The sequence below is a fragment of the Mucilaginibacter litoreus genome, from assembly GCF_042676805.1.
Classification (GTDB): Bacteria; Bacteroidota; Bacteroidia; order Sphingobacteriales; family Sphingobacteriaceae; genus Mucilaginibacter; species Mucilaginibacter litoreus.
Genome location: NZ_JBHTHZ010000013.1, coordinates 274,586 through 300,717, shown reverse-complemented (window position 1 = coordinate 300,717; position 26,132 = coordinate 274,586). Strand labels below are relative to the sequence as shown.

At 42.1% G+C, this 26,132-nt stretch carries 20 protein-coding genes and 1 tRNA gene; 10 read left to right on the top strand and 11 right to left on the bottom strand.

Going from position 1 to position 26,132, the window contains the following annotated elements; all coding sequences use genetic code 11:
- Window positions 1-182: 182 nt before the first annotated feature.
- Window positions 183-3,125 (top strand): triple tyrosine motif-containing protein, encoded by a 2,943-nt coding sequence (locus tag ACFQZX_RS14690; protein WP_377116707.1) that lies wholly within the window; start codon window positions 183-185, stop codon window positions 3,123-3,125.
- Between the two features lie 34 nt (window positions 3,126-3,159).
- Here ACFQZX_RS14690 and ACFQZX_RS14685 read toward each other — a convergent pair whose 3' ends face one another.
- Entirely contained in the window at window positions 3,160-5,391 is a 2,232-nt protein-coding gene (locus tag ACFQZX_RS14685; protein WP_377116705.1) for a bifunctional alpha,alpha-trehalose-phosphate synthase (UDP-forming)/trehalose-phosphatase, read from the bottom strand.
- A gap of 639 nt (window positions 5,392-6,030) precedes the next feature.
- Window positions 6,031-7,347, bottom strand: a complete 1,317-nt coding sequence (gene ahcY, locus ACFQZX_RS14680; protein ID WP_377116703.1) for an adenosylhomocysteinase — start codon at window positions 7,345-7,347, stop codon at window positions 6,031-6,033.
- Window positions 7,348-7,682: 335 nt separating this feature from the next.
- Here ahcY and ACFQZX_RS14675 point away from each other — a divergent pair, with 335 nt between their 5' ends.
- A complete protein-coding gene (locus ACFQZX_RS14675) occupies window positions 7,683-7,898 on the top strand; it encodes a hypothetical protein (RefSeq protein ID WP_377116701.1) in 216 nt (71 codons plus the stop codon).
- A gap of 112 nt (window positions 7,899-8,010) precedes the next feature.
- Here ACFQZX_RS14675 and ACFQZX_RS14670 read toward each other — a convergent pair whose 3' ends face one another.
- Complete coding sequence (locus ACFQZX_RS14670; RefSeq protein WP_377116699.1) at window positions 8,011-8,862, bottom strand: peptidoglycan DD-metalloendopeptidase family protein; 852 nt, start codon at window positions 8,860-8,862, stop codon at window positions 8,011-8,013.
- 220 nt (window positions 8,863-9,082) lie between these two features.
- On the opposite strand from ACFQZX_RS14670, the gene ACFQZX_RS14665 reads away from it, so the two are divergent.
- Window positions 9,083-9,493, top strand: a complete 411-nt coding sequence (locus ACFQZX_RS14665; RefSeq protein ID WP_377117082.1) for a BrxA/BrxB family bacilliredoxin — start codon at window positions 9,083-9,085, stop codon at window positions 9,491-9,493.
- Window positions 9,494-9,584: 91 nt separating this feature from the next.
- Here the strand turns inward: ACFQZX_RS14665 and ACFQZX_RS14660 are convergent, their stop codons facing one another.
- Together ACFQZX_RS14660 and ACFQZX_RS14655 are read right to left on the bottom strand one after the other, a co-directional pair.
- Window positions 9,585-10,211 (bottom strand): hypothetical protein, encoded by a 627-nt coding sequence (locus tag ACFQZX_RS14660; RefSeq protein WP_377116697.1) that lies wholly within the window; start codon window positions 10,209-10,211, stop codon window positions 9,585-9,587.
- 45 nt (window positions 10,212-10,256) lie between these two features.
- The gene (locus ACFQZX_RS14655; protein ID WP_377116695.1) at window positions 10,257-12,659 is read right to left on the bottom strand and encodes an ABC transporter permease; all 2,403 of its coding nucleotides are present in this window, start codon (window positions 12,657-12,659) and stop codon (window positions 10,257-10,259) included.
- 336 nt (window positions 12,660-12,995) lie between these two features.
- Between ACFQZX_RS14655 and ACFQZX_RS14650 the strand changes: the two genes are divergently transcribed.
- Window positions 12,996-13,310 (top strand): hypothetical protein, encoded by a 315-nt coding sequence (locus ACFQZX_RS14650; protein WP_377116693.1) that lies wholly within the window; start codon window positions 12,996-12,998, stop codon window positions 13,308-13,310.
- A gap of 307 nt (window positions 13,311-13,617) precedes the next feature.
- Here ACFQZX_RS14650 and ACFQZX_RS14645 read toward each other — a convergent pair whose 3' ends face one another.
- Together ACFQZX_RS14645 and ACFQZX_RS14640 are read right to left on the bottom strand one after the other, a co-directional pair.
- Window positions 13,618-14,988 carry a 3-keto-disaccharide hydrolase gene (locus ACFQZX_RS14645; RefSeq protein ID WP_377116691.1) on the bottom strand — a complete coding sequence of 457 codons (1,371 nt, stop codon included), beginning with the start codon at window positions 14,986-14,988 and terminating at the stop codon, window positions 13,618-13,620.
- A 21-nt stretch (window positions 14,989-15,009) separates the two neighbouring features.
- A complete protein-coding gene (locus ACFQZX_RS14640) occupies window positions 15,010-16,335 on the bottom strand; it encodes a Gfo/Idh/MocA family protein (protein WP_377116689.1) in 1,326 nt (441 codons plus the stop codon).
- Between the two features lie 231 nt (window positions 16,336-16,566).
- Between ACFQZX_RS14640 and ACFQZX_RS14635 the strand changes: the two genes are divergently transcribed.
- Window positions 16,567-19,053 carry a M1 family aminopeptidase gene (locus ACFQZX_RS14635; protein ID WP_377116687.1) on the top strand — a complete coding sequence of 829 codons (2,487 nt, stop codon included), beginning with the start codon at window positions 16,567-16,569 and terminating at the stop codon, window positions 19,051-19,053.
- 140 nt (window positions 19,054-19,193) lie between these two features.
- Entirely contained in the window at window positions 19,194-19,580 is a 387-nt protein-coding gene (locus ACFQZX_RS14630) for a hypothetical protein (RefSeq protein WP_377116685.1), read from the top strand.
- Here the strand turns inward: ACFQZX_RS14630 and cdaA are convergent.
- Window positions 19,577-20,365, bottom strand: coding sequence for a diadenylate cyclase CdaA (gene cdaA / locus ACFQZX_RS14625; protein WP_377116682.1), 789 nt, complete (start codon window positions 20,363-20,365; stop codon window positions 19,577-19,579). The two genes, ACFQZX_RS14630 and cdaA, sit on opposite strands and share 4 nt — an antisense overlap.
- A 239-nt stretch (window positions 20,366-20,604) precedes the next feature.
- Window positions 20,605-21,576 carry a polyprenyl synthetase family protein gene (locus ACFQZX_RS14620; protein WP_377116680.1) on the bottom strand — a complete coding sequence of 324 codons (972 nt, stop codon included), beginning with the start codon at window positions 21,574-21,576 and terminating at the stop codon, window positions 20,605-20,607.
- Window positions 21,577-21,807: 231 nt separating this feature from the next.
- Here ACFQZX_RS14620 and ACFQZX_RS14615 point away from each other — a divergent pair.
- The 4 genes from ACFQZX_RS14615 to ACFQZX_RS14600 all read left to right on the top strand — a co-directional run bounded on the left by ACFQZX_RS14615 (window position 21,808) and on the right by ACFQZX_RS14600 (window position 23,430).
- Window positions 21,808-21,898: transfer RNA gene (locus ACFQZX_RS14615), tRNA-Ser, on the top strand.
- Window positions 21,899-22,148: 250 nt separating this feature from the next.
- A complete protein-coding gene (locus ACFQZX_RS14610) occupies window positions 22,149-22,466 on the top strand; it encodes an ArsR/SmtB family transcription factor (RefSeq protein WP_377116678.1) in 318 nt (105 codons plus the stop codon).
- Entirely contained in the window at window positions 22,466-22,963 is a 498-nt protein-coding gene (locus ACFQZX_RS14605; protein ID WP_377116675.1) for an SRPBCC family protein, read from the top strand. Before ACFQZX_RS14610 ends, ACFQZX_RS14605 begins: the two co-directional genes overlap by 1 nt.
- A gap of 32 nt (window positions 22,964-22,995) precedes the next feature.
- The gene (locus ACFQZX_RS14600) at window positions 22,996-23,430 is read left to right on the top strand and encodes a VOC family protein (RefSeq protein WP_377116673.1); all 435 of its coding nucleotides are present in this window, start codon (window positions 22,996-22,998) and stop codon (window positions 23,428-23,430) included.
- Window positions 23,431-23,629: 199 nt separating this feature from the next.
- Here the strand turns inward: ACFQZX_RS14600 and ACFQZX_RS14595 are convergent, their stop codons facing one another.
- Window positions 23,630-24,982, bottom strand: a complete 1,353-nt coding sequence (locus tag ACFQZX_RS14595; RefSeq protein WP_377116671.1) for an alkaline phosphatase family protein — start codon at window positions 24,980-24,982, stop codon at window positions 23,630-23,632.
- 17 nt (window positions 24,983-24,999) lie between these two features.
- On the bottom strand, window positions 25,000-26,073 hold the full coding sequence (locus tag ACFQZX_RS14590) for a metallophosphoesterase (RefSeq protein ID WP_377116669.1): 1,074 nt from the start codon (window positions 26,071-26,073) through the stop codon (window positions 25,000-25,002).
- Window positions 26,074-26,132: the final 59 nt, after the last annotated feature.

Sequence of the window (26,132 nt, the reverse complement as noted above, 5' to 3'; positions counted from 1 at the left end):
CATAAAAATTGGTTATAGTTTATACTGGTTTATAAATGCGCATTACGCGCCTGGTTTATGGGGTCAAATGTATGCTATGGGTACACTTCAATACAAATCCGGCACTACATCACTACTACACATCATTAAAAAAAACAATTAAAAACCCGATATTAGTACTCTTGTTATAAGCCCTGATTATAATGTTGATAAACCAACATAACAACCTGTTATTTAAGATTTTTCTGTTCATTTTGCTTATCGCCGGCACTAACACCGCCCGGCCGCAGGCTTATATTGCACAACGCAAAACCATTAATTATGAGAAAAGACAGTACAATGCAGGCACACAAAACTGGAAAATAAGGCAGGATGCAGAGGGCAGGATGTACTTTGCCAATAACGAAGGTGTTTTAGTGTTTGATGGGCAATACTGGCAACTTTATCCGTTACCCAACCGCACTATCGTACGCTCGTTGGAGTTTGGCAAGGATAAACGATTGTATGTTGGCGGGCAGGATGAAATAGGATACTTTTCTCCTGACAAAAACGGAGTGCTTGTTTTTACTTCTATCAAAAGCCTGATACCGCAGGCCGACCAGGAGTTTTCTGATGTATGGGATATTGTAAGCTATGGGGATGATGTTTTTTTCAGGTCGCATGATAAGATCTTTAAGTATGTCGACGGAAAAATCAGTGTATACCGCTCGCCGTCATGGTTGTTTTTGGGCACTTATCAAAATAAACTTTTAGCACACGACGAACAGAAGGGCCTGCTTGAGTATACAGGCACCGGCTGGAAACCTTTCATCGCCAAAAAAAACCTGCCCGATGGTTTTTATATTACCTCAATTTCCAGGTACAGCACCTCATTCAGCCTGGTTACCACGGCCCGTAATGGCTTATTTTTGCTTAGCGGCACTACCTTGCGCAACTTTACGCTAAGCGGCTTTGGTATTGATAATCATCAGCATTTTTCGGCCGCCGTTGCATTGGATGACGGCACTTACCTGGTGAGCACCTATATAAACGGCATTTACCAGATTGACGGTACGGGAGCTGTATTAGAAAACATCGCCAAAAAAGAAGGCCTGCAGAATATTTATGTGCGCAGCATGTACATGGATACCAACCATAATGTTTGGCTTGGCTTGGATAACGGTATTGATTTTATTGCTTATAACAACGCCGTAAAGCACATAAGCCCTGCGGTGTTTAATGATGGCGGGGGGTATGCCACGGCTTTTTATCATAATAATCTTTACTTCGGGCTCTCAAACGGTATTTACCAGGTGCCCGTAACGGATATGGGCGACCTGAGTTACGTAAAAAATAACTTTAAACAAATTGCAGAGGGCCAAACCTGGAACATGAGCGCTGTTAACGGCCACCTGCTGGTAGGCCGCGACGATGGGATATTTGAGGTTAAAAACGGTGCATTATCTCCAATTTATAATGCTACCGGCTTTTGGATATTCAAGCAGTTACAGGGCAGCGCCGGGGCAGCGCTCATTGCGGCGGGTAACTATTATGGGGTGCGATTATTTGAAGATAAAGGCCAGCAGCTTATTGATAAAGGAAACGTGGGCAAGTATTACGAGTCGGCACGTTTTTTACAGGTAGATAATAAAAATATCATCTGGACATCGCATCCTTATAGAGGGGTGTACAAGCTTAACCCAGTTACTCATGCGGTTAGAACCTATACCCAACAGCAAGGTTTACCATCAACACTTAATAACTTTGTTTTTAAAATAAAGGGGCGGGTTGTTATAGCTACCGAAAAAGGAGTTTATGAGTATGATGAACAGCATGACAGGTTTAACCCATCCGTAACTTATAAACTGATATTTGGTAAAAGAAGTTTAAGATACTTACAGGAAGATGGCGCCGGTAACATCTGGTTTGTGGAAGGTAAAAACCTTGGCGTTGTTGATTACAGCGCTACGCCAACCATCATTAATTTTCCTGAGTTGAATAATCGCATCCTGAGTGGCTTTGAAAACGTTTATCCTGTTAACAGCAACAATATTTTTGTTGGGAGCGAAAACGGCTTTTACCATATCAATTATGCTAAATACCGGCAAAATATCCGGCCGCTAAAAGTGTACATCCGTAAGGTTAAAGTAAGCTCCGGTACAGACAGCCTGTTGTTTGGCGGCTATTTTGGCGCTGTAAACAGCAACAGTAAACAATCTACAAGTAACATACTTACATTAGGGCATAAGCTGAACTCGCTATACTTTGAGTATTCATCGCCTATATTTGAAGAACAGGCAAATGTTGAATACAGTTACCTGCTTGAGGGTTTTGATACAGAGTGGTCTGCATGGTCAAAAAAACCGGAAAAAGATTATACCAACCTGCCTGCCGGCAACTATACTTTTAAAGTAAAAGCCCGAAATCATCATAATAACGAGTCGGCAGAAGCAGCCTATATTTTCAGGATAAGCCCGCCATGGTATCAAACCGTATGGGCCTACATAATTTATGTAGCGCTGTTTACTTACTTGTTTTACTATGTTTATAAGCAACAGGAAAAGCGCCTTATATTAAAACAACAAAAAGAATTGCAGCTACAGCAGCAAAAAAACGAGGAAGAACAAAGGCAGATCGCTTACCTGCATCAACTGGAGCTTGAACGATCTGAAAAAGAGCTGGCCAATTTAAAGAACGAAAAGCTGCAATCGGAAGTTGAATTCAAAACCTCTGAGCTGGCATCATCAGCTTTGAACCTGGTGCAGAAGAAAGAGTTTTTGCTGAAAGTAAAAGATGAGTTGCAGCGCCTGCAAAAATCTGGCAAAGAGGTAGTAGAGGTTGCGGAAATCAAGAAAATCTTACGCCTGCTTACCGAAGAAAATAAGATAAATGAGCAATGGGAGCAGTTCTCTATCCATTTTGATAAAGTGCATGCAGGGTTTTTAACCGTTATAAAGGAACGGTACCCTACTATAAACCAGCAGGAACTTAAATTATGCGCCTATCTGATCATGAACCTGTCCAGCAAAGAGATTGCCCAGTTAATGGCTATTTCGGTAAGGGGGGTTGAGATAAGCCGTTACCGCCTGCGAAAAAAGCTGCAGATTCCAACAGAAATGAACTTGTTTGAATTTTTGTTTAACATCCAAAGGGAAATAATGAAGTAAAGCGGCTTGCACCGCATTACTTCAATATTTACTCCTATTCGTTCAATACAGTTTGCTCCGGATAATTTGCTATGGTTTGCAGCAGCGATTGTACCAGGTATGGTGTAAGCACATTATACTTAGCATGAGAAATTTGCTCACCTACTTTTATGGTAAAAGCCTCGGGACGATTGGCCAGCTTCCTGAACATGTCCTCATCGGTCTGGTCATCGCCAATAGAAAGGATAAAATCATAATTCCTTGAGTTTAAAATCTTCTCTATCGCCTTTCCTTTGTCGGTAGCTAAACTTTTCACCTCTATAACTTTATGCCCGTTCAGTATGTTCAAAGGCAGGCCGGTTGTGCGCTCGAGCAATTCTTTATACAACTCTTTAGATTTATTGATACCGGTAAAGGGATCTGCCTTGCGATAATGCCATGCCAATGAAAAATCCTTTTTCTCTATAAAGGAACCAGGGCAACTCTCCACATACTTCTCCATTACCTCTTCAACAGATTTAAGCTGTCCTTTAAATTCGCTATCGACCATTTCTACCCAAGACTCCCCTTTGTTGCGTTGTTTAGCTCCATGCTCGGCTATAATGCCAATGGCGAGTTTGCCCAACCACTCTTCAAGCGTGTAATTGTCTCTGCCGCTAACTATGTAAACCGTATTATACGGATGGCTGGCCAACTGGGCCAGGGTTTCAAGTAACTCATCACCCGGTTTTGCCATACCGGGCTCTTTTTTAAAAGGCACAAGCGTACCATCGTAATCAAGCAGCAACAACCTGTTTTTTGCTGCCGCGTACTTATTAAGCATATGAACCCTTGAAAAATTATCCATCATTTTAGGGTGTAGTCTTCCTTGTATATCTTTCACTTCTTTCATTTGATAAAAAAATTGCTTTGCCCATGAATTTACATCGTTCTCCTCTACCTGCTTTTGCATAGCCATTATTCTTCTTTCCTGTTCTTCAGGTTTCATTTCCAGGCCGTACTTAATTTTGTCAGCAATCTCGTAGTAATCGTTAGGGTTGATCAGCAGGGCATTGTTCAGCTCATGGGCAGCGCCTGCCATTTCGCTAAGTACCAATACGCCATGCTTATCCTTACGGGTGGCAATAAACTCTTTAGATACCAGGTTCATACCGTCGCGCAAAGGGGTTATCAGCGCGAGGTCGCAGGCGGTATATAAGCCTACCAGTTCGTCAAACGATAAATGCCCGTACTGGTACAATATCGGCTGCGAACCAATATCGCCGTAACGGCTGTTAAGGTCGCCGATGTACTCATCTATATCTTTTTTCTTTTCGGCATATTTACCAATGGTATCCCGCGAGGGCACTACAACCAAAGCGAAAACTACTTTACCAACATACTCCGGGTTTTGCTTTAAAAACTGATCGTAGCCTTTTAAACGATTGTAAATGCCTTTGGTATAATCCAGCCTGTCTACAGAGAATATCAGTTTCTTATCCTGCTTTAAGCGCAGATACTCGGCGCGCTTTTTAATTACTTCAATATCATTGTAAGCATTATTGAACATCTCATAATCAATACCGATAGGTAATGCAGATACTTTTATTTTCCGGTTATCGCGTAAAATAAAATCGCCGTCGTGCTGAATGTCGAATATCTTTTCTACACAGTTTAAAAAATGCCGTGAATAATCAGCCGTGTGGAAACCTATCAGATCGGCACCCAACATTCCTGATAATATTTCACGCTGCCACCTTTTAGGTATCACCCGGAATAACTCAAACGACGGGAACGGTATGTGCAGGAAAAAGCCAATAGTTAAGTTTGGAAATTTATTGCGTAACAGCCCGGCAAGCGGTAGTAAATGGTAATCATGTATCCAAACAATATCATCCTCTTTCAGCACGCTGGCCATTTGTTCGGCAAATGTCCGGTTGACCTCCAAATAAGCATCAAAATAGCTTTGCCTGTAGTCTGCATATGAGGGGAAATAATGAAACAGAGGCCAGATCAACGAATTGGAGAAACCATTATAGTAATAATCGTATGTTTTATTATTAACAAATACAGGTACATATTTATAGTCTCCGTTCTCTTTATCAGGTACGCTGTTCCAAACCTTTTCGGTACAGCCAGGTACCCCAACCCAGTATTTTTCTGCAAAATCTTCCTTCCCTTCTTTGTTAAGGTAGGCTCCAACAGCAGAAATCAACCCGCCGGAAGATTGCCTGTAAGTGTATGCCGCGCCTTCTTTTTCGATGGTCAACGGTAAACGGTTAGATAAGATGTACAATCTTTTTTGCATAGAAAATGATTTTTTCAATAATCAACAAGCCGTTAACAATTACTTGCCAAACAGTGTTGCTTATTAGGTAAAACATGAATTAAAAAGCGAAAAGCGGCCTGTTTGTTTTATAAGGCAGCAAAACGCTCTGGTTAAAAGGGGTTTAACCTAAACAGAAATTTATAATACTTGTAAAAGCCGGAGCCGATTAATTTTAATGCCGACCCGCTATCCACATAGCTGCTTTTACAAAAAACAACCCCCAAAAAAGCGATTGATGTATTTAAATTAATTAAAGGCGAAGTAAATGAGCGGCAGAGATAAATCTCAACTAAATGGTGCGCTTTTAAAGGCACCTTGCTATGACTTACAACTTTTGTAGCTAAAGTTACAGGGCTGACATACATGCAGCCCAAACTGCCATACTGATGATATGCTGAAGGAGCACTGTTTAGATACAGGTTAAAAAAAACTCCTATCATCATGGCAGAAAGCGATATGTAAAGCCTTCTGTTTTGCATCAATTTATGCGAATGTACTAAAAATTATGCAATATTTCAAATCTACAGCCGTCAAAAGGCAGGCAGAGCTGTATATATATAAAAAAAGGACATGGTAGAAACCATATCCTTTTCTTATTTTAATTAGCCTATAATTGGCTTAATAACGGTAGTACTCAGGTTTAAACGGACCTTCAACAGTTACGCCGATATACTCGGCCTGATCCTGATCTAATACTTCCAGCTCTACACCGATTTTTGCAAGGTGCAGGCGGGCTACTTTTTCATCAAGATGCTTAGGCAGGGTGTAAACTTTATTTTCGTAAGCTTCGCTGTTTGTCCAAAGCTCAAGCTGGGCAAGGGTTTGGTTAGTGAACGAGTTACTCATCACAAAACTTGGGTGGCCGGTTGCGCAACCCAGGTTAACCAAACGGCCTTCCGCTAAAACAATAACATCTTTACCGTTAATGGTATATTTATCAACCTGAGGTTTAATTTCAATTTTTGAATCGCCATAGGCGCCGTTCAGCCAGGCCATATCAATCTCGTTATCAAAGTGGCCGATATTACAAACAATGGCTTTATCTTTTAACGCGCGGAAATGCTCTTCGCGAACGATGTTTTTGTTACCTGTAGCGGTAACTACTATATCCGCCTCGGCAATGGCCGTTGAAAGTTTTTTCACCTCAAAACCTTCCATAGCAGCCTGTAACGCGCAAATAGGATCTATTTCGGTTACTATTACACGTACACCAGCGTTGCGAAGCGAATCGGCAGACCCTTTGCCTACGTCGCCATAACCACAAACAACAGCTACTTTACCAGCCATCATCACATCGGTAGCGCGGCGAATGGCATCAACCAGCGACTCGCGGCAGCCATATTTGTTATCGAATTTAGATTTGGTAACCGAATCGTTGACATTTATAGCAGGCATGGGCAGGGTGCCATTTTTCATGCGCTCATACAGGCGATGAACACCGGTAGTAGTTTCTTCTGATAAACCTTTGATACCGGCTACCAGCTCAGGATATTTATCAAGTACCATGTTGGTCAGGTCGCCGCCATCATCCAGGATCATGTTCAACGGCTGGCGGTCTTCGCCAAAAAATAACGTTTGCTCAATGCACCAGTCAAACTCTTCGGCATTCATGCCTTTCCAGGCGTAAACAGAGGTACCGGCAGCAGCAATAGCGGCAGCGGCATGGTCCTGAGTAGAAAATATATTACAAGATGACCAGGTAACATCAGCACCCAGTTCAATCAGGGTTTCAATTAAAACAGCGGTTTGTATGGTCATGTGCAGGCAGCCTGCTATACGGGCACCGGCCAGCGGTTTGCTTTGGCCATATTCAGCACGCAGCGCCATCAATCCGGGCATTTCAGCTTCGGCCAATTCAATCTCCTTGCGGCCCCATTCGGCCAGTGAAAGGTCTTTCACTTTGTACTTTACGTATGCAGTTTCTACTGATGACATATTGATTTTTAATTTGCTAATAATAATGTGACAAAATTACGTAATAAACTTGCTATTAACAAAAAGCGGACAGCGTGTTAAAACTTAATGAGCCAGCCATCCCTGATTAAAAGTTAAAGCGGATTACCAGGATCAGGGATAAACAAGTAAGCGCGAACCGGCGAACCAATAACAATATTAGTACCGTAGGTACCTTTGTAATGCAGGTTTAAGACAATAAAAAAACTTCATTGTATACTCTTAATTTGAGTAAGCAATAATCGTTTATTGCATAGTATTAGCTTATCTTTATATAAGATTTACCGAATTAACAGTTGATCTACCCCCCTGATTATATGAATTTTGATGAAACCCTGGCTGAGTCTCTCAACCTTAAAACCTTTAACTCTGTATCAAATAGAGCCTTAGGAACCCAGATACGGCTTTTTCAACGCAATCTGGCGCTGTCCTCTTATCATTCGCTGCATACTAAATTAATAAAAGGGCAGGAATATAAAGCCGCAGGTTTATTGAATGAGGTTATTCAGGAGATGAGAAAGCGTTTAAATTAATTAAAAGGCCCCGATGTTTCCCCGGGGCGCTCGTATATGATCTTAAATTTTTAAAGTATGATGAGTTTACCAAACAACTTATCTGCTTATTCATAAGTTTTTGTTTCATCAATCACATATTTAAACTCAAATATTGCTTCGGGTTTACTGGGCGGCCGTTTTTGCGTATCTCGTAATGCAGGTGCGGGCCGGTTGAGCGGCCGGTTGAACCTACTTTGCCTACCAGGTCGCCTACTGTTACTCGCTGCCCCTCTTTTACAGTAATTTTTGAAAGATGGCCGTACCAGGTCTCCAGGTTATTGTTATGGCGTATCTTAACACAATTGCCATATCCACCGGCACGGCCTGCAAAAATCACCCTGCCGCTGGCAGTACATTTAACCGGGTCGCCTCTATGGCCTTTAAAATCAATACCCGGATGAAATTCGCTGCCACCAAAATTAAAGGGGTTGCTGCGCGATCCGAAAAAAGAAGTAAAAGAGCTTAAACGCGGGTAGCCCATCGGGGTATACGCTATAACGTTGACCATCCTGTCGAGGTAGTTATTAAACTCGGCGTATAGTTTGGTTTCGCTTTTGGGTTTTTCATCAATAGCTATCTTCCTGAATGATACACCATGTAAACCGCGCTTGCTCATGTAAGTATTAATACGTTTAAGCTTTTGCTGGATATCGTGCAGGTAGGTTATGGCTTTACTACGCTGGCCTTCTTTCTGCGCGTTTGACAGTAAGGCGTCCTCTTCGTTCTTATCAATCTGTCCCTGCAACGAAGCAATCTGCGATTGCAGCCTGCTGTTTTCCTGCTTTTGCTGCATTGCCTGCGTACTTAAACGTACTACAGCGGTCATCAAAACCATAACAATGATTAATACTGCAGCAACAGCAAATTTTAATGAATTAACGTGTTTTGCCTTTACCTGAACAACGCGGGGCCGGGCATTATTTTTTTCTGAAATAAGTGCCATGCCTAAAAGTATAATTTTAAGTTCATTCGATAGTTTAATTAATTAGGGCTAAAAAACTACGGATGCAATATAACAATTATCGGTTAAAATATCCACCCGCCTGTTCCGTCTGCTGCTTTTTATAACCGAAACGTCAATTATTACGTAATATTCTGATGACGGGTTATTTTTATTTTGATTTTGGTATTTTTGTGTTGAAAATAAGCAAGAAAAAAAAATGATGTACCCAGAATATTTAGTTGCCCCAATGCGCGAGGAATTAACCCGCGTTGGTTTTGAAGAGTTGAAAGACGCGGATGCTGTTAATACTACCATTAAAAGCGAAGGAACCGTATTTGTAATGGTTAACTCTGTTTGCGGGTGCGCTGCCGCTAATGCCCGCCCCGCTGCACGTATGGCTGCCGCTAACGCTAAACACCCCGATAAAATGGTAACCGTTTTTGCCGGTATGGAAAAGGAAGCTGTTGACGCTGCCCGTAACCTGATGTTGCCTTACCCGCCGTCGTCACCATCTATGGCCTTATTTAAAGACGGTAAATTAGTGCACATCATAGAGCGCCACCAGATTGAAGGCCGCCCTGCGCAGATGATCGCCGATAACCTTATCGATGCTTTTGAGCAATACTGCTAAGAATCATAAAATCGAGACGATAAGAGTCAAGAATCCCTATATTGATAATAATAAAGTCCGGCGCAATGCACCGGACTTTATTATTTAGAAATTATTTACTCTCTGTGATTTTTAAATTCTTCCAATCGCCGGGCGAACCATACCCTACCCAATACCCAATTTTGTTTCCGCCTGTTTTGGTTAGCGGCTTAACTGCCAGCATAGGCTGACGGCTGTTATTCACATATACATTAATCACATCAGGGGCAACGGTTATGCGGACATGGAACCAACTGTTGGGATCAGGGGCCGGGACAACAGCCAATTCGTATTTGTTAGGATATTTTTCGCGCAGCAAAGGCCAGTCAAACTCAGGCAAAGCAATGTATTGCACGCCATGGCTTTTCCTGACCGCATCATCTGCCAAAAAGTTAAACGGCCTGAAATACACACACTCGTAAGTACTATCATTTAACCCATGAAAGGCGATACCTACAAAACTACCTTGTAGCTTATCGTTCCCTTTTACATCAAACTCGATACTACCCTTTGTGAATTTTGCTTTATTGATCCAGGCAAGCCCTGCACCATCAACCTCATTCAAATGTATACTTCCATCTTCATTGATAGTGACCTGCCTGTTAACTACCGAAAAGTCTTCAATCTTATTCGACTGACAAAAACCGCTAATTGAGTAAAATAAAATTAAGCCAGTTAATAAAGCTTTGTACATTCTCATTGATCCGCTATTATTAGCATTTATATTTTTTGTAAAATCTTAAGACTATTCCGTTTTTAAACTTTTAACAGGATTGGTAAGCGCGGCTTTTATGCTTTGATAACTAACCGTCATGATTGTTACAATTATAGCCCCGATTGCAGTAAGCGCGAATACCCACCACGACAGATCTGTACGGTATTTATAATTCTGCAGCCAGCCATGCATAAAGTAATAAGCCGTAGGTATCGCTATCAGCAAGGAAATACTGACCAGCATAATAAAATCGGTAGACATTAAACGCCACAGGTTAAACACCGATGCACCCAACACCTTACGCACACCAATTTCTTTGATACGCTGCTCGGCCATAAAGGATGCCATACCAAACAAGCCCATGCAACTGATAAATATGGCCAGCAGGGTAAAAAAGCCTGCCAATTTGCCTACGCGTTCTTCGTCAGCAAATTTGCGTGCATACTCTTCGTCTGTAAACTTGTAGCTGAACGGGCTACCTGGATCATACTGTTTAAATACGGCCTCTATCTTAGCCAAAGCTTCATGCGTGCCTAACTTAGGGTTCAGGCGGATATCTATAGTTCCTTCTGGGCCGTCGGCCAAGGTAAAAATAGTTGGTTTTACGGGTTCATACGGCGATGACATCACCATATCCTTTACAACAGCTATTACTTTATACTTTTTGCCCCAATCAATTATTTCGCCTGTTGCATGTTTAAAGTTCATAAACTTAGCCGCAGATTCATTCAGGATCATGGCACTGGAGTCGCTCAGGTATTCACGCGAAAAATCGCGGCCCTCAATCAATTGCCAGTTAGCTACTTTACCATATTCGGGAGTAAGCCTCACTGTAGCAAAATCATCCTGCAGATCAGGCGATTTACCGCGCCAGTTAAGGCCGCTGTTATTAGAATAAACGCCTGTTAACGGACTGTTGGACTCAGCAATTTCAATTATGGTATTACTTTGTAACAGATCATTACGTACCGCTGCAAAACTTTTATGTATATCGTCGGATTTCATGTCTATCTGTACAATTCCAGTACGATCATAACCTACCGGCCTGTTCTTTGTAAACTGCACCTGCCTGAACACGATGATGGTACCTATAATGAGCGTAGCTGACGCAAAAAATTGCAGCACTACCAATATTTTACGGGGCAAAGCCGCATACCGGCCGGCTTTAAAAGTACCCTTTAATACCTTAACAGGCTTAAAAGACGACAAGTAGAACGCCGGGTAACTTCCTGCAATTATACCCGTGAACAGCATAAAGCCGATACTCATTATCCAAAATACCGGGTTGCCCCAAAGTATACTCATGGTTTTGGATGCTACCTGATTGAACCATGGAAGTATGAGCAATACTAATATAATTGAAACCAAAAAGGCGAAGGCCGATACCATTAATGACTCGCTGAAGAACTGCCCAATAAGCTGGCTGCGTAACGACCCTACCGTTTTGCGGATACCTACTTCTTTGGCCCGTTTTTCTGACCGGGCTGTACTCAGATTCATGAAATTAATACACGCCAGTAATAACACAAAAGTGCCGATAATACCAAACATCCAAACAAACTGAATACCGCCGCCCGTATTAACCCCATCCTTAAACTCCGAGTACAGGTGCCATTTACTCATAGGATGTAAAAAAACTACCGGCTTAGAGGCGGCGCCAACAGAGTCGCCCTGGGCTTCAATATTCTTCTGTTTAAGAAGCTTTATACGCTGATTTACTTTGTTGATATCAGCCCCATCATTTAATTGCGCGAATAGCTGGAATGAATTATTACCCCAACGGGTTGCTGCCCTGCTTAACCAGTCTTGCGTGGTCATGTAAAAACTCCAGGGCATAATAACATTCAGTTCATTGAAGGTTGTATTATGCGGAAAGTCTTCATAAACGCCGCTAACTTTTACCAGGTGCTTATTATCAATTTTAATAGTTTTGTTCATGGGGTCGGCATCACCAAAAAGTGTTTTGGCTACTTTTTCCGATAGCAGGATAGATAAGGGATCATTCAACCCTTTGCGGGTACCTTTCAGCATTTTAAGAGAAAGCATCTCCGTTGCTTCGGGCTGCATAAAGTTACCGGTTTGGGTTATTTTTTTATCGCCAACGGCAAGTATGTGTTCAAAGGTCCAGCTGGAAAGCACCATATATTTAAAATCCCTGTCCTTGCCGGTATAATCGCTGCGTAACACTGTGCCCAAAGGTATCGGTATAGCCGTTTGGCTCCCAACTTTGCCGTTAAAGGTTTGGTGTTGCCATACCTGCACTATGCGTTCATGATTTTTAAAGTACCTGTCGTATGACAGTTCGTCCCATATCCACAAGCCGATAATAATTGCCACGGCCATGCCTACAGACAAGCCTGTAATGTTGATAAATGTATGCGCTTTGTTTTTCAGGAGATTTCGCCACGCTACTTTCAGGTAATTCTTAATCATAACATATAGGTTTATTGGCAGATAGTTACATAAGCTTCGCTTATTTTGTGTACTGATTAAAAATATTATGCCAATTTTCATAACAAATTAAATATCAACACACTAACAGTTTAACAAAAAAGAAAACCGTTCGTTTACGAACGGTTGGTGTACGATTGCGAATGGTATTTTAGTGGTAAATTACGATGGTTAAACTTAAGGCTGTATATACTCTTATAAATTTTAATCGCTATGGATAAAAAGCCTATAATTTTTGCGTGGAGCATAATCACAGCGTGTCTATCATTGGCGGTGTATAGTTACCTATTCGACTGTATACTGAGTTTTAAAGAAGCGATGAAGAATGCTAATTTTTTGCTACTTTATATCATTGACAACCTCATCTTTAAAAGCTGGTATGTGTTCGGCTTAATCATTGGATGCTATTATCTTTTTAAATTGATTAATCTGAATAATTTAATAATCAAATCAGTAATTGTGGCCGTAATAGCCTATTATATCGCACAGCTATCCATACCAGATGATTATAGCATAACAATAGGTGATTGGAAGCCTTTTAAAATAACTGCTGCCTACTGTTTTAGCGCGGTTACCACATTAATATTAACAGAAAAATACATTCCGCGAAAAGTAACTACCCGTACCTGGTGAATAAAGGATAAACTTTCAGGCCAGTTCCTTCTGATTACCTTGTTTGTAATTACAATCTACAACTCGTAATAAACTTGAAGTAACAGGTGACAGTGTTCTGTCACCTTAAATTTAAAAGCATTAACAATCAGCATCTTACGCGCGTTCACGATGTTCACCTGTGTGTTCGTGAACACGCATCAAGTATAAGGCCCTTACTAAGAGCCGCTTTGCAAAATGGTTCGACAAGCTCACCATGACCCTTCAACTTTGTCAGTCTGAGCTTGTCGAAGACCTATCCACTTCAATTATAGTACATAAAAAATCCTTACTTCAGCTCCTTTATTTTCAAGCTTCTGAAATCCACATCAAAGCCATGGTCCTGCAGCAGGATATGGCCTTCCTTAGCTTCGCCAAAATCCTTCCACACTTTGTATTTGCTAATGGCTACCAGGTCGCGGTACGCTTTAGAGCCACGCTCATACTCCAGTACTTTTATGCCATTTAAGTAATGCTCCACATGGTTATTCGGGTAAACAATAATGCGCCCTGTATTCCATTGGCCAATAGGGTGCACAAAGCGTTCCTGTTTCTTAGCAGTGATCAGGTCGTATAATGAAGCCAGTGTGCGGTTACCATCCCTGCCTAATTTAGCATCGGGGTGTACGGCATCATCCAGCACCTGGTATTCCAGCCCTATGGCAGAGCCCTTCGTTTTTTCATCAAGCGTTACAAAGTATTTAACGCCGCTGTTGGCGCCCCTGCTCATCCTAAACTCAAACGACATGTCAATTGCGCCGTACATTTTATCAGTTACAATATCACCACCGTTGGTAGATTCGCCACCGTTGGCACCAAGAACGGATATCATCCCGTTCTCTACCTTCCACCCTTTAGCCGGGAATGTAGCAGCTGCTGCACTATGCCAGCCGACCGGTGTTTTACCATCAAACAATAACTTCCAGCCATCTGCCTTCTCATAGTCAGTAAGGTCATTGGATTGCATGTTTACCACGTATACTCCTTTTTCAAACGCTTGAGGTTTAAGGTTATTAGTTTTTATGCGGATGTTTTTGAAAAATATCTTTTTACCTGCCTGCTCCTGGTTGTCTATCGCATGTACCTGTAATCCAATAAAGCCGCTTGCATCAACGGTATCTACTACGTAGGCCGTAGCTACACTGTTTATCCATGTCTTCATGCTGGCGCCTATGCACTCCACCTTTATATGGTTAAACTGGCCATTCTTCCAGGCATCTTTGGCTTTTGCGTTGAGTTCCATCGGGTATAGCCAATCCCGGCGGCCTTCGTCGTAAATACCACCTGTCCATTTGCGGTTGCTTGGGTCAATTTCACACTGGCGTCCATAAACCAGCCCGTTACCGTTTTTGCCTGCAGCATTATAATGGCTGCGCACCTGTATGCCAGAGTTGGTAAGGTCACTTTCTGTTTTAACATCAAGCTCGAGGACAAAATCGCCATATTCCTTTTCGGTTACCAGAAACGTGTTGCCGCTGTTAAGTACAGCAGTACCGGTAATGCCACCGTTTTCAACTTTATATTGTGCTTTACCGGCAAGTATTTTCCAGCCTTTAAGGGTTTTACCGTCAAATAAACTGGTGTAACCGCTTTGTGCATTTGCTGTATGTATACCAACTGCGATGACTGCTGTCAGCACGTAACTTTTTAAGTTCTTCATATTATTTTGATAGTTGATGCTTTATACTTTTAAATCCCAGCCCTGTGCATACTCGCGGCTCCAAAGCTTGGCAGCATCAGGGTCGTTCATAATGTGCCCGTTCTGCGGGTCGAGGTTAAGCACCCGGCCAACGCGCTGCGCTATATTACCCAGTTGCGGTATTACAGTTGATTTATGCCCGTTGATGATGGTTTGGTTAAGCTGCTCATCACCGCGTATGGCATTAACAAAATTTTGCAGGTGCGCACGATCAAGCAGTTCGGTGGGGCTTACCTTGTTTCCTGCATCAACAGGTGTTTCGTCTTTTATTTCTTTCACCAGTTTGTTATCATAATCAAACACCTGGTAGCCGTTGCCGCCGCCATAATTAATGGTACCATGGTCGCCGTAAAAAACCACACCCCGGCCAACGCCTTCGGAGTTAAAGCTGTTACAGCTTCGCCCCTCCCAGCTAAGCGCCGTATCGTTAGGAAAATTAGCTACGATGGTTTGCGTGTCGGGGGTTTCCCAATCATCCTTAAAAGCAAAACGCCCTCCACCCGATGTAACGCGGTTTGGATAATCGGCGCCAAGGCCCCAGCGCATCACGTCAATTTCGTGAGTGCCATTGTTAAGCGCTTCGCCGGTGCCCCAGTTCCAAAACCAGTGCCAGTTGTAGTGTATCAGGTTATCTTTATACGGCCTGCGCGGTGCATAGCCCTGCCAAAGCTCATAGTTTAAGTTTGCAGGGACAGGCGCAGGTTTGCCTACACCTATAGATTTACGGTTGTTAGCATACCAGCCCCGGGCAAAGTAAACCCTGCCGATGATACCCTTATGCAGCTCATCTATCATCTTCTGCACATTACTGAATGAGCGCCGTTGACTGCCCATTTGCACCAGCCGGTTATATTTTGCAGCAGCAGCTATGGCCATTTCTCCCTCGTGCGGATTATGGCTGCATGGCTTTTCCACATAAACATGCTTACCTGCTTGGCAGGCCAGTATAGTTGCAGGCGCGTGCCAGTGATCGGGCGCGGCAATCACCAACGCGTCCAGATCTTTCTTTTCCAGCAGCTGGCGCACATCTGTAATACCTTTTGGCTTTTTACCGGTAGCCTTTTCTATTTTGGCAATGCACTTATTCATAGCGTTGCTGTCAACATCGCATATATAACCAATTTCTACATCGGTTAAGGCGGCCAGTTTTTCAGCAAGGAAATCGCCCCGGCTATTTACTCCCATCACCCCTATAATAATCTTTTTGTTTGGCGAGTCGTTAAAAATACCAGCGGTTGCCGAATTTGATGCTAATAACAAGCCTGTGCCGCTCACGGCCATGTTTTGAATAAATGTCCTGCGTTTCATTTTTGATAGATGTTATAATTGGTAAGCAAATGCTTGGGCACTCCCCATAGGCAAAGGCTAAATTAGCATTTAACCATAAAAAACAAATTATTGCGGCTATTATAACAGGATAGTTACGACTTTGCACTCAACTGCTGTAACATTAAGCTACATTTGCAGCCTTAAACTTTGATAAAAAACTAATATTTTAGCTTTTATCTGGCAAGTATATTAAACAAAACTGTTAACTGTATGAAAACTCTTTACACTGCCGCCCTTATAGGCAGTATCAGTGCGTTGGCGCTTACAAGCGCAATTGCGCAAACAGCACCCGCACAGGATGATCCTGCTTTAAAAATCTACCGTGAAACAACGCCTAAATACAGCGACCTGGTACATACAAAGCTTGACGTTCGCTTTGATTACAAGAAACGCTATATGTATGGTAAGGAATGGGTTACTTTAAAGCCGCATTTTTACCCTACCGACTCATTATCACTGGATGCAAAAGGCATGGACCTGAAAACTATTGCCATTGTTAAAAACGGCAAGAACGTTCCATTGAAATTTACTTATGATAGCCTTGTAGTAAAAATTCAGTTAGACAGGACCTACCGCAACAACGAAAGCTATACCGTTTACATCGATTATACTGCAAAGCCTAACGAATTTAAGGCGCAGGGCAGCATGGCCATTACTGATGCTAAAGGTTTATACTTTATCAATCCGGATGGCACTGAAAAAGACAAACCTACCCAGATCTGGACACAAGGTGAAACTGAAGGTTCATCAGTATGGTTCCCAACTATTGATAAGCCTAACCAGAAAACAACCGACGAGATCAGCATGACAGTACCGGCCAAGTATGTTACACTTTCTAACGGCCGCCTGGCCTCGCAAAAAGTAAATGGCGACGGCACACGTACCGATACCTGGAAAATGGAACTACCTCACTCGCCATACCTGTTTATGATGGCTGTGGGCGATTTTAAGATCACGAAAGACACCTGGAAAGGCAAAGAGGTAAGTTATTACCTTGAGCCGAAATATGCGCCTTATGCAAGGGATATTTTTGGCTTTACGCCAGAGGTAATGGAATTTTACTCAAAAACATTAGGTGTTGATTATCCATGGAACAAGTACTCGCAAATTGTAGTGCGCGATTATGTAAGCGGCGCGATGGAAAATACCTCTGCCACCCTGCATGGCGACTATGTGCAGGCTACCAAGCGCGAACTGTTGGACGATTACTATGGACAGGGCCGCAGCACCATTGTACACGAGCTTTTTCACCAGTGGTTTGGCGATTATGTAACTGCCGAAAGCTGGAGCAACCTTACCGTTAACGAGTCATTCGCTGATTTTAGTGAGACCTTGTGGGCCGAACACAAATATGGAAAAGATGCCGGCGACGCCCATATACAGGACGACAGGCAAAACTATCTGAGCCAGCCTAACCTGCGCACTAAAGATCTGGTACGTTTCCATTACCATGATAAGGAGGATATGTTTGATGCCGTTACCTATCAAAAAGGCGGCAGCATACTTTATATGCTGCGCAATTACCTTGGTAACGCCGCATTTTATAAGGGATTAAATATCTATCTGAAATCAAACGCGTTTAAAAACGGCGAAGCCCATCAATTGCGCTTAGCGCTTGAAGAAGCAAGCGGCCGCGATCTTACCTGGTTTTTTAACCAATGGTATTTTGGTGCCGGTCATCCTATCCTGAATATTACTTATAAATGGGATGATGCCACTAAAACACAAACCGTTTACATGAACCAAACACAGGATGGTGATGCCTTCATTCTTCCGATAGCTATAGACGTTTATGCTGGTGGCAAAATGGAGCGCAAAAAATTCTGGGTACGCAGCAAAACCGATAGCCTGGTATTTCACTCAGCAGTTAAACCAAGCCTGGTGAATGTTGATGGAGACAAGATGTTACTGGCTAAAAAAACCGATAACAAAACGCTTGAAGAATATGTATTTCAATACTTTAACGCACCGTTATATTTAGATCGCTTTGAGGCCATTACCGCCGCAGCAAAAAAACAAACAGATGCCGGCGCACGCAAAGTGATCATAGCAGCGATTAACGATAAATATTGGGAATTGCGCATTAAGGCTATTAAAGCTGCCGATTTAACCAATGACAATGTACGTAACGATGCCCAACCCGTTTTGGTGAAACTGGTACAAACAGATCCAAACACTTTGGTTAGGGCTGCTGCCATTACCTCTTTAGGCAAACTGAAAGCATCAGGCATGGCTAATTTATTTAAGGAAGCTTTAAAGAGTGAATCGTACGCAGTAGAAGGCGCGGCATTAGCAGCGTTGGCACAAATAGAACCCGCTAACGCGATGTCTTTAGCCAAAACTTACGAAAAGGGTAGCAATGGCGCACTTAAAGATGCTATTTTAACAACTTATGCAACCAGTGGCAGCGATGAACAATGGGCGTATGTTTACAACGGTTTTAAAGAAGGCCAGCCGCAAACACAATTTAATTTGATGCGTAATTATGCGGATATGATCGGCCGACTTAAAAACAATGCATATGCATTGGAAGGCGTTAATTCTATTATCGACTTTGGCAATAAGTATAAGAAATATGGCGTAGGCCCTCAGGTTGTTCAAATACTTAATGGCGTTAAAGAAGCCCGCCAGAAAGCTGGCGATACTGCTTCGGTAAATGCGATTGACAAGGCAGTACCTGATTTGAGCGCAAAATAATTTTAAGTGCTAAATACTTTTAAAGCTACCCCTAAGGGGTGGCTTTTTTTATTGCAATTAAATGTTAAAATAAATTATTTAACACTTTCCCGTATGCCCTCACTTCACATCTTAATCATAAATAACATAATTTAGTATTGATGAAAAAGATATTAGTAGCTATTATATGCCTTGCATCTGCTGCAACTGCATCGGCCCAAAAATTGCATGACAATACTTTGAACAACAATAAGCAAAACTTACTGGCTCCTGATTTTAAAATCGATAGCGGTAAACTATCATCAACGGAATTAAATAAATATCTAAAGCCAGATTTAACTCTTATTAAAAACGGGACGTTAATAGGCAACTATAACAATCAGTTGTTAGCTGATCAATTGAACAAAGCGTACAAAATGCCTGTTGCGCAGCTTGAGGGAAAATCAAAAATGCCGGTAGTTAAACTGAAAGGTAACTCTAAAATGCCGGTAGCAGGTTACGGTTTACCGTTAAATAAGAACAAGGACAGTGTAGTTATAATTCCTTAAAAATCTTTATTCAATAGTTTTTCTAACTCAGCGAAGCTTACATCCATTTTAATGCGGCCCTGCTTTGCATAAGATATCTCGCCGGTTTCTTCTGATACGATGATAGCCGTAGCATCATTAGCTTCGGTAACACCTATACCCGCCCTGTGGCGCAGCCCGAATTGCGCTGGCAGATCTGCTTTCTCGGTAACGGGTAATATACAACTGGCTGATTTAATTTTGTTCTCTGAAATGACCACAGCACCATCATGCAGGGGGCTGTTCTTTTGAAAAATGCTCTCCAATACACGCTTGGATATTTTTGCATCCAGCACTTCACAGCTGTTTTGATAATACTGTTCATCATAGTATTTGGCAAAAACGATGAGCGCCCCTGTACGGGTTTGTTTCATGCTTTTGCAGGCATCAATAATAGGTTTGATGCGCGCATAGTTGTTTTTTTCGGCCTCGGCATTGCCAAAAAAATATTTCCACCACGATTTATTACGCTGCAATGAGGCGTTTTTGCCTACCAAAAGCAAAAAGCGCCTTACCTCCTGCTGAAATACAATAATAATAGCTATTATGCCCACATCTGCAAAACGGCTTAAAATACCAGTAAGCAACTGCATATGTAAAGCTTTCACTATCATATAAAGCAAGTAGATAGTTATCAGCCCTATAAATATATTAGCTGCAATAGTACCCCGTATCAGGTTGTACAACTGATACATTAAAAAAGCAACCAGCAGTATATCTAATATGCCGAATATATCAAGCTTTAAAAAGCTAAAATCGAAATGCATGTTACGAAGTTAGCAAGATTTGCGAAAGAAATAGGTTTATTCTACTCACCCTGACTGCGCTATCGCTGGTCGACCCTCTCTACTTTGTAAAGAGGGTGAAGAATAAAAAAGGAAATAATAATTAAGACCCTCTTTCCGCAAAGCGGGAGAGAGGGTGGTCGAGCGACAGCGATGACCGGGTGATTCAATAAGCTAGGAGTTAATAGCTTGTTATCTATCAAACTAAAGACTTTAACCCATTACTTATTTCTTTCTGTTGTATACCTTACTAATTCTTCAAGGCCGGTACGCGCTTCACCTTCGGGAAAAGTATCTAATATCAAAAATGCATCTTGCTGATAATGACGCATTTGCGTTTCGGCATATTGCAGTCCACCGGTATTTTTTACAAAGCTGATGATCTGACTGATTTTTTCGGGGTCATCATTGTGATTTTTAACCAATCCGATGATGCGCTTTTTTTCAGTTGCTGTGGTGTTGTTCAAGGCGTAAATGAGCGGCAGCGTCACCTTTTTTTCTTTGATATCAATACCAAGCGGTTTACCAACGTCATCGGTACCAAAATCAAACATATCATCCTTTATCTGGAATGCGATACCGATTTTTTCGCCAAACAGACGCATCTTTTCAATGGTATCATCATCTGCCCCGGCAGACGCTGCCCCGCATGCGCAGCACGATGCAATTAACGACGCGGTTTTTTGCCGGATAACTTCGTAATAAACATCTTCGCTAATATCAAGCCGGCGCACTTTTTCTACCTGCAGCAATTCACCCTCACTCATTTGCCGCACGGCTTCAGACACAATTTTGAGCAGATTGAAATCATTGTTATTGATGGATAGCAGCAACCCTTTGCTCAGCAAGTAATCGCCTACTAAAACAGCTATTTTATTTTTCCAGAGCGCGTTTATAGAGAAAAATCCACGGCGTTGATAAGAATTATCCACCACATCATCGTGTACCAACGTTGCCGTGTGGAGTAGCTCAACCAAAGCGGCTCCGCGATGGCTGGCCTCGGTAATACCGCCGCATATACTGGCCGAAAAAAACACAAACATCGGCCGTATTTGCTTTCCCTTTCGCTTAACTATATAATGGGTTATCCTATCAAGCAGGGGCACCGAGCTTTGCATTGAGGCTTTAAATTTTTCCTCGAAAACATCAATTTCTGCAGCAATAGGTTTTTTAATATCGTTGATGTTCAGCATGCGATAGCTCCGCCTTGTAATTTGTGGACAAACATAAGCTTAAAAATTATATATACATATTTTTTACATCAGCGTTAAACCTTTAGGTGTGGGCGCACTCTATATATTAGTTAGTAATAACAGCATATAAGTTTAGTTTTTGTGAGTTAAAGTTTTCGTTTAAGCGGGGCCTGATAAAGGTTCCGCTTTTTTTATGCTTTAAATTTTTACCTTTGCAATCTCAAAAAAACAGGAGAGGTGTCTGAGTGGTCGAAAGAGCACGCCTGGAAAGTGTGTATACGTCAAAAGCGTATCGAGGGTTCGAATCCCTCCCTCTCCGCCAAATCGATATAGCCTGCTAAGCATTAATTTCTTAGCAGGCTTTTCTTTGCTATAAGCCTGTCATAACCAACCAACATAGTAACTGTAATTTTTGGGACGGTAATAAAGTTTACTCTCAAATTCATCCTTAGATTTAGAATGACACTGTGGTTAATCTTATCTTATAGCTTAAAAAAAATTCAATAATATTTGCGCAACTAAAAAGTTGCACATATATTTGCAACCACAGAGTTGCACAATAAACAGTCAAAATGAAACAAGATATATTCCAAGCCATAGCCGACCCGACACGCAGGGCTATTTTAACGCTGCTTGCCATCCAAGCCTTAACTCCAAATGCAATGGCCGAAAAATTTGATATGACCCGGCAGGCGGTATCAAAACATATCAAAGTACTACATGAATGCGATCTGGTTAAGTCCCAGCAAAACGGCCGCGAGATTTATTATCACTTTAACGCTAAAAAAATGCAGGAGTTTGATCACTGGTTAGCCCAGTTCAGGCAAAGCTGGGAAACACAATTTAATCAACTGGATAAACTATTATCAACAATTAAAGAACAGAAATAATGAACAACGACTTGCTATTTGATTTTAACGTAGATAAATCAGCCAAAACGGTTTACATCACCAGGGAATTTAACGCCGGGCAGGCATTAGTATGGGATGCTTTTACCAAAGCCGAACTACTGGACCAATGGGGGGCTCCGGCGCCTATGCGCGCCAAAACCAAGTATATGGATTTTAAGGTAGGCGGCAGGCGTTTTTATGCTATGATAAGCCCCGACGGACACGAGCGATGGGCCGTGCAGGAGTTTACTTCCATTACCCCTATAACCAACTTTAAAATGTATAATGCGTTTGCCGATAAAGATGAAAACCGCGAACTACCTGGCTCTGAATGGGATTACATTTTCAGCGAACAAAATGGTATCACCAAGGTAAGCATTACCATTTATAACGAATCGTTTGAGCGGTTAGAGAAATTATTGGAGGGCTTCAAGATAGGTTTCACTATGACGCTGAAAAACCTGGAAGACTTGCTGGCTTCATTATCGCAGATATAACAATAAGAAAAATCAAACTAAACACTAAAATCATGAGAACAATTAACCCATGGATCAACTTCAATGGAAATGCAGAAGAAGCATTTACTTTTTACAAATCAGTTTTTGGCGGCGAATTCACAAAGATCGTTCGTTTTAAAGATCTTGCGAGCGATGAATTTCAAGTGCCCGAGAACGAGGCTGACAAAATAATGCACATTGCCTTGCCTGTAGGTAAATACAATATATTAGTAGCTAATGATGTTCCTGAATTTATGGGACGGGTAAACGAAAATGAAAACCGGTCTAAAATTTACGTTGTTGCTGAAAGCCGTGAAGAAGCAGACCAAATATTTAACGGGTTATCTGCTGGCGGTGCTGTTGAAGGGCCTATAGGCGTCAGCCCATGGGGTACGTACGCAGGCATGTTCAGAGATAAGTATGGTATTGAATGGATAGTGGAGTTTGACCCTGATTATAACAGGTAAATTAATCGAAGAAGGTCGGGCGTATATTTTGCCTGCAAGTATCCAACCGTTTTAGCGCAAGATTTACTAATTGTATAGCCCTCAAATTTGAGGGCTATACAATTCATTTAACTAATATACACGATATTTACTATGGCAGTCGCGCAGGAGTTTTTAGTTCTGTGCGCTAATCTATCGCGGTATAGCACTACCATAATAATTATTTGCTTTTTAGCAGTCCGGGATATAAAACGCCATCCATACCTGTCATTTGCAGGTTTAATAAATTTGCTATCAACGGCGCAATATCCTCTTGCCCAATAAGCGGCAGAACAACCCCAGGCTTTATGCCACGGCCAAAAGTAACAAAGCCAGTCTGTATCTCTTTAAAGTCGGTTGGCATATATCCGTGGGTGCCGCCTTTTGCTGCACTTAACAGGTTGCCTTTAGCCGTTGCGCCAAAACTAACGCCCTGATAGGCTGCCAATGCAAGCGCGGCATTGGGGTCGCCCTGGGCAGCAGTAAGCTGTTGTTTATCCAAAACGTGAAAAAGCTTTTTGATACCTTGCGGCAAGTTGGCCAGCGCTTCATTCACCTTTGCTAAAGTGGCTTTGTCTTTAGCATCGCGCAGGTGCAGGAATGCCGATCCTCCGCTGGCTTGAAAATAAGCTTTCCAATGCTCTTTATCAGCATCATTATACAAGCCAATATTCGCAAGCATTACGTTAGGATTGAATTGTGTATGAATGTCAACAAAACCATGGTCGCCGGTGACAATAAAAGTTGTGCTGTCTTTTAAGCCGGCCATTTCAATAGCATCCATAATAGTTTTAACAGCAACATCAACACCTACCACCGCAGAATGTACTTTGTCGCCATCACGGCCCTCTTCGTGCTCAAAATGATCGGTCAGGCCGATGTGTATTGCCAAAAACGCCGGCTTATATTTACGCAGGATGTATGCCGCCATTCGCGACTTATTCTGGTCATTAGTATAATTATCAAGTGTAGCACCAAATTCACCAAGTTTGCCTATCGCATTATCCTGCACCTCCTGGAAAAGCGATTTCGGGTTCGATTCGTCATAAAGCGCTTTGATCTCATCTTTTTTCTCGCCTTTATTTTTGGGCAGAATAACATACTCAGGCAGGTTATAATCAATCGGGGCGCCAACTGTTACAGGCCAGCTTACACCGGCAGTAACTAAGCCAGCGCTTTTAGCGGCGGTCCATATTGTTGGCACTTTTATATCTTTATAATACCAGAACCATTTACCGGTAATGCCAAGGGGCTCAACAGGCGTGTTATAGTAAATACCGTGTTTAGCAGGCAACACCCCGCTTATTATAGTAGTATGTGATGGGTAGGTAACAGTTGGAAAGCTACCCCTTACCCCCTCTGCATAAGAGCCGGTTTTCATAGCCTGTCGTAAGTTTACCATCCCCCAGGACGGATCAAGGTAAAACTCTGGGCGTAAGCCATCTATACTTATCAGTACTACATGTTTATCCTGGGCGTAAGTGATTGTTGTGAGCATCAAAAGAAAAATGATGCTCTTAAAGATTTTTATCATATTAATCAATGTGTAAGTTATTTTAAAGAAGATTGAGCAGTATCAAACAGCGGTACTGTAAACTGGCTGTCGCCATCTGTTTCTGTAACATGGGCATACGGAGAAAATGTACGTACGCTTAGCTGGTTATTTTTTACCGAAAATTTGTATAAACGCATTAATCCATTGCCGCCATTTGGCCTGCTTTGATAATCGTTAAGGAAAGTTTTGATGGTATGGCCGTTGAAAACATCTGTACGATACCCTTCGCCATTGTCGCCAACGTGGCCGCAAAGCATCATGAATAAATTAGGATTATCCTTAAGGCTCTCGTAAATGGCGGTACCCTGCGCGTTAAAAGGCGCCTGCGGTGTATTGGTGCCCTTAACCGGATTGAAATGTAATATGGAATGACTTACCACAATTGCTTTACGGGACGCGTTTTCCTTAAGTATCTTATTTGCCCAGGCATAAAGGTTAGCCTGGTCCTCATTATGTGCATCAAATTCAAGGTAGATAACCACAAAGTCGGCACCCCCTGCAGTAAATTTATCGTAATGGCTATCGTTATTATCACCGTAATGGCCGCCATAGTATGGCCTGCCTTCGAAATGCTTAACACCGAAGTATTGATTATACCCGTTTGTAGTGCCCTTTACCGGGTATTGCGACGGAAACTGATCGTGGTTACCCACAGCTAAACCATACGGAATACTTACAGGTGCCTCCAGGCCATATAAAGCAGTTTTAGCCAGATACCACTCAGACCTGGCCGTTACCGGATTATCGCCATGCTCGGTAATATCACCCATGTGAGCTACATAAGCTATGTTTTCTTTAACCTGATTTTTTTGGATCCACTCAATCTGCGCCTTGAACATATCAAAGGTGCTGCCAAGTTGTGCCTGGGCCAGGTAATATTGGGTGTCAGGCAAAACAGAAATAGAAAAATCGCCAGCCTTTACTACAGCCGGAGGGCCGGGGACAGTATCAATAAAAATGAGGGAGGTGGCAGGTATTTTATATATTATCGAAGCTGCGTTGGTACCAATACCAACGAAACTTAAACCTCCAAGCAAAACTGTCTTTAATAAGCTTTTAATGTTTTTCATCTAAGTAGTGTTCAATTCAAATTTAAAATAACTCCGGTGGCTTAATGTACCGCCAGAGT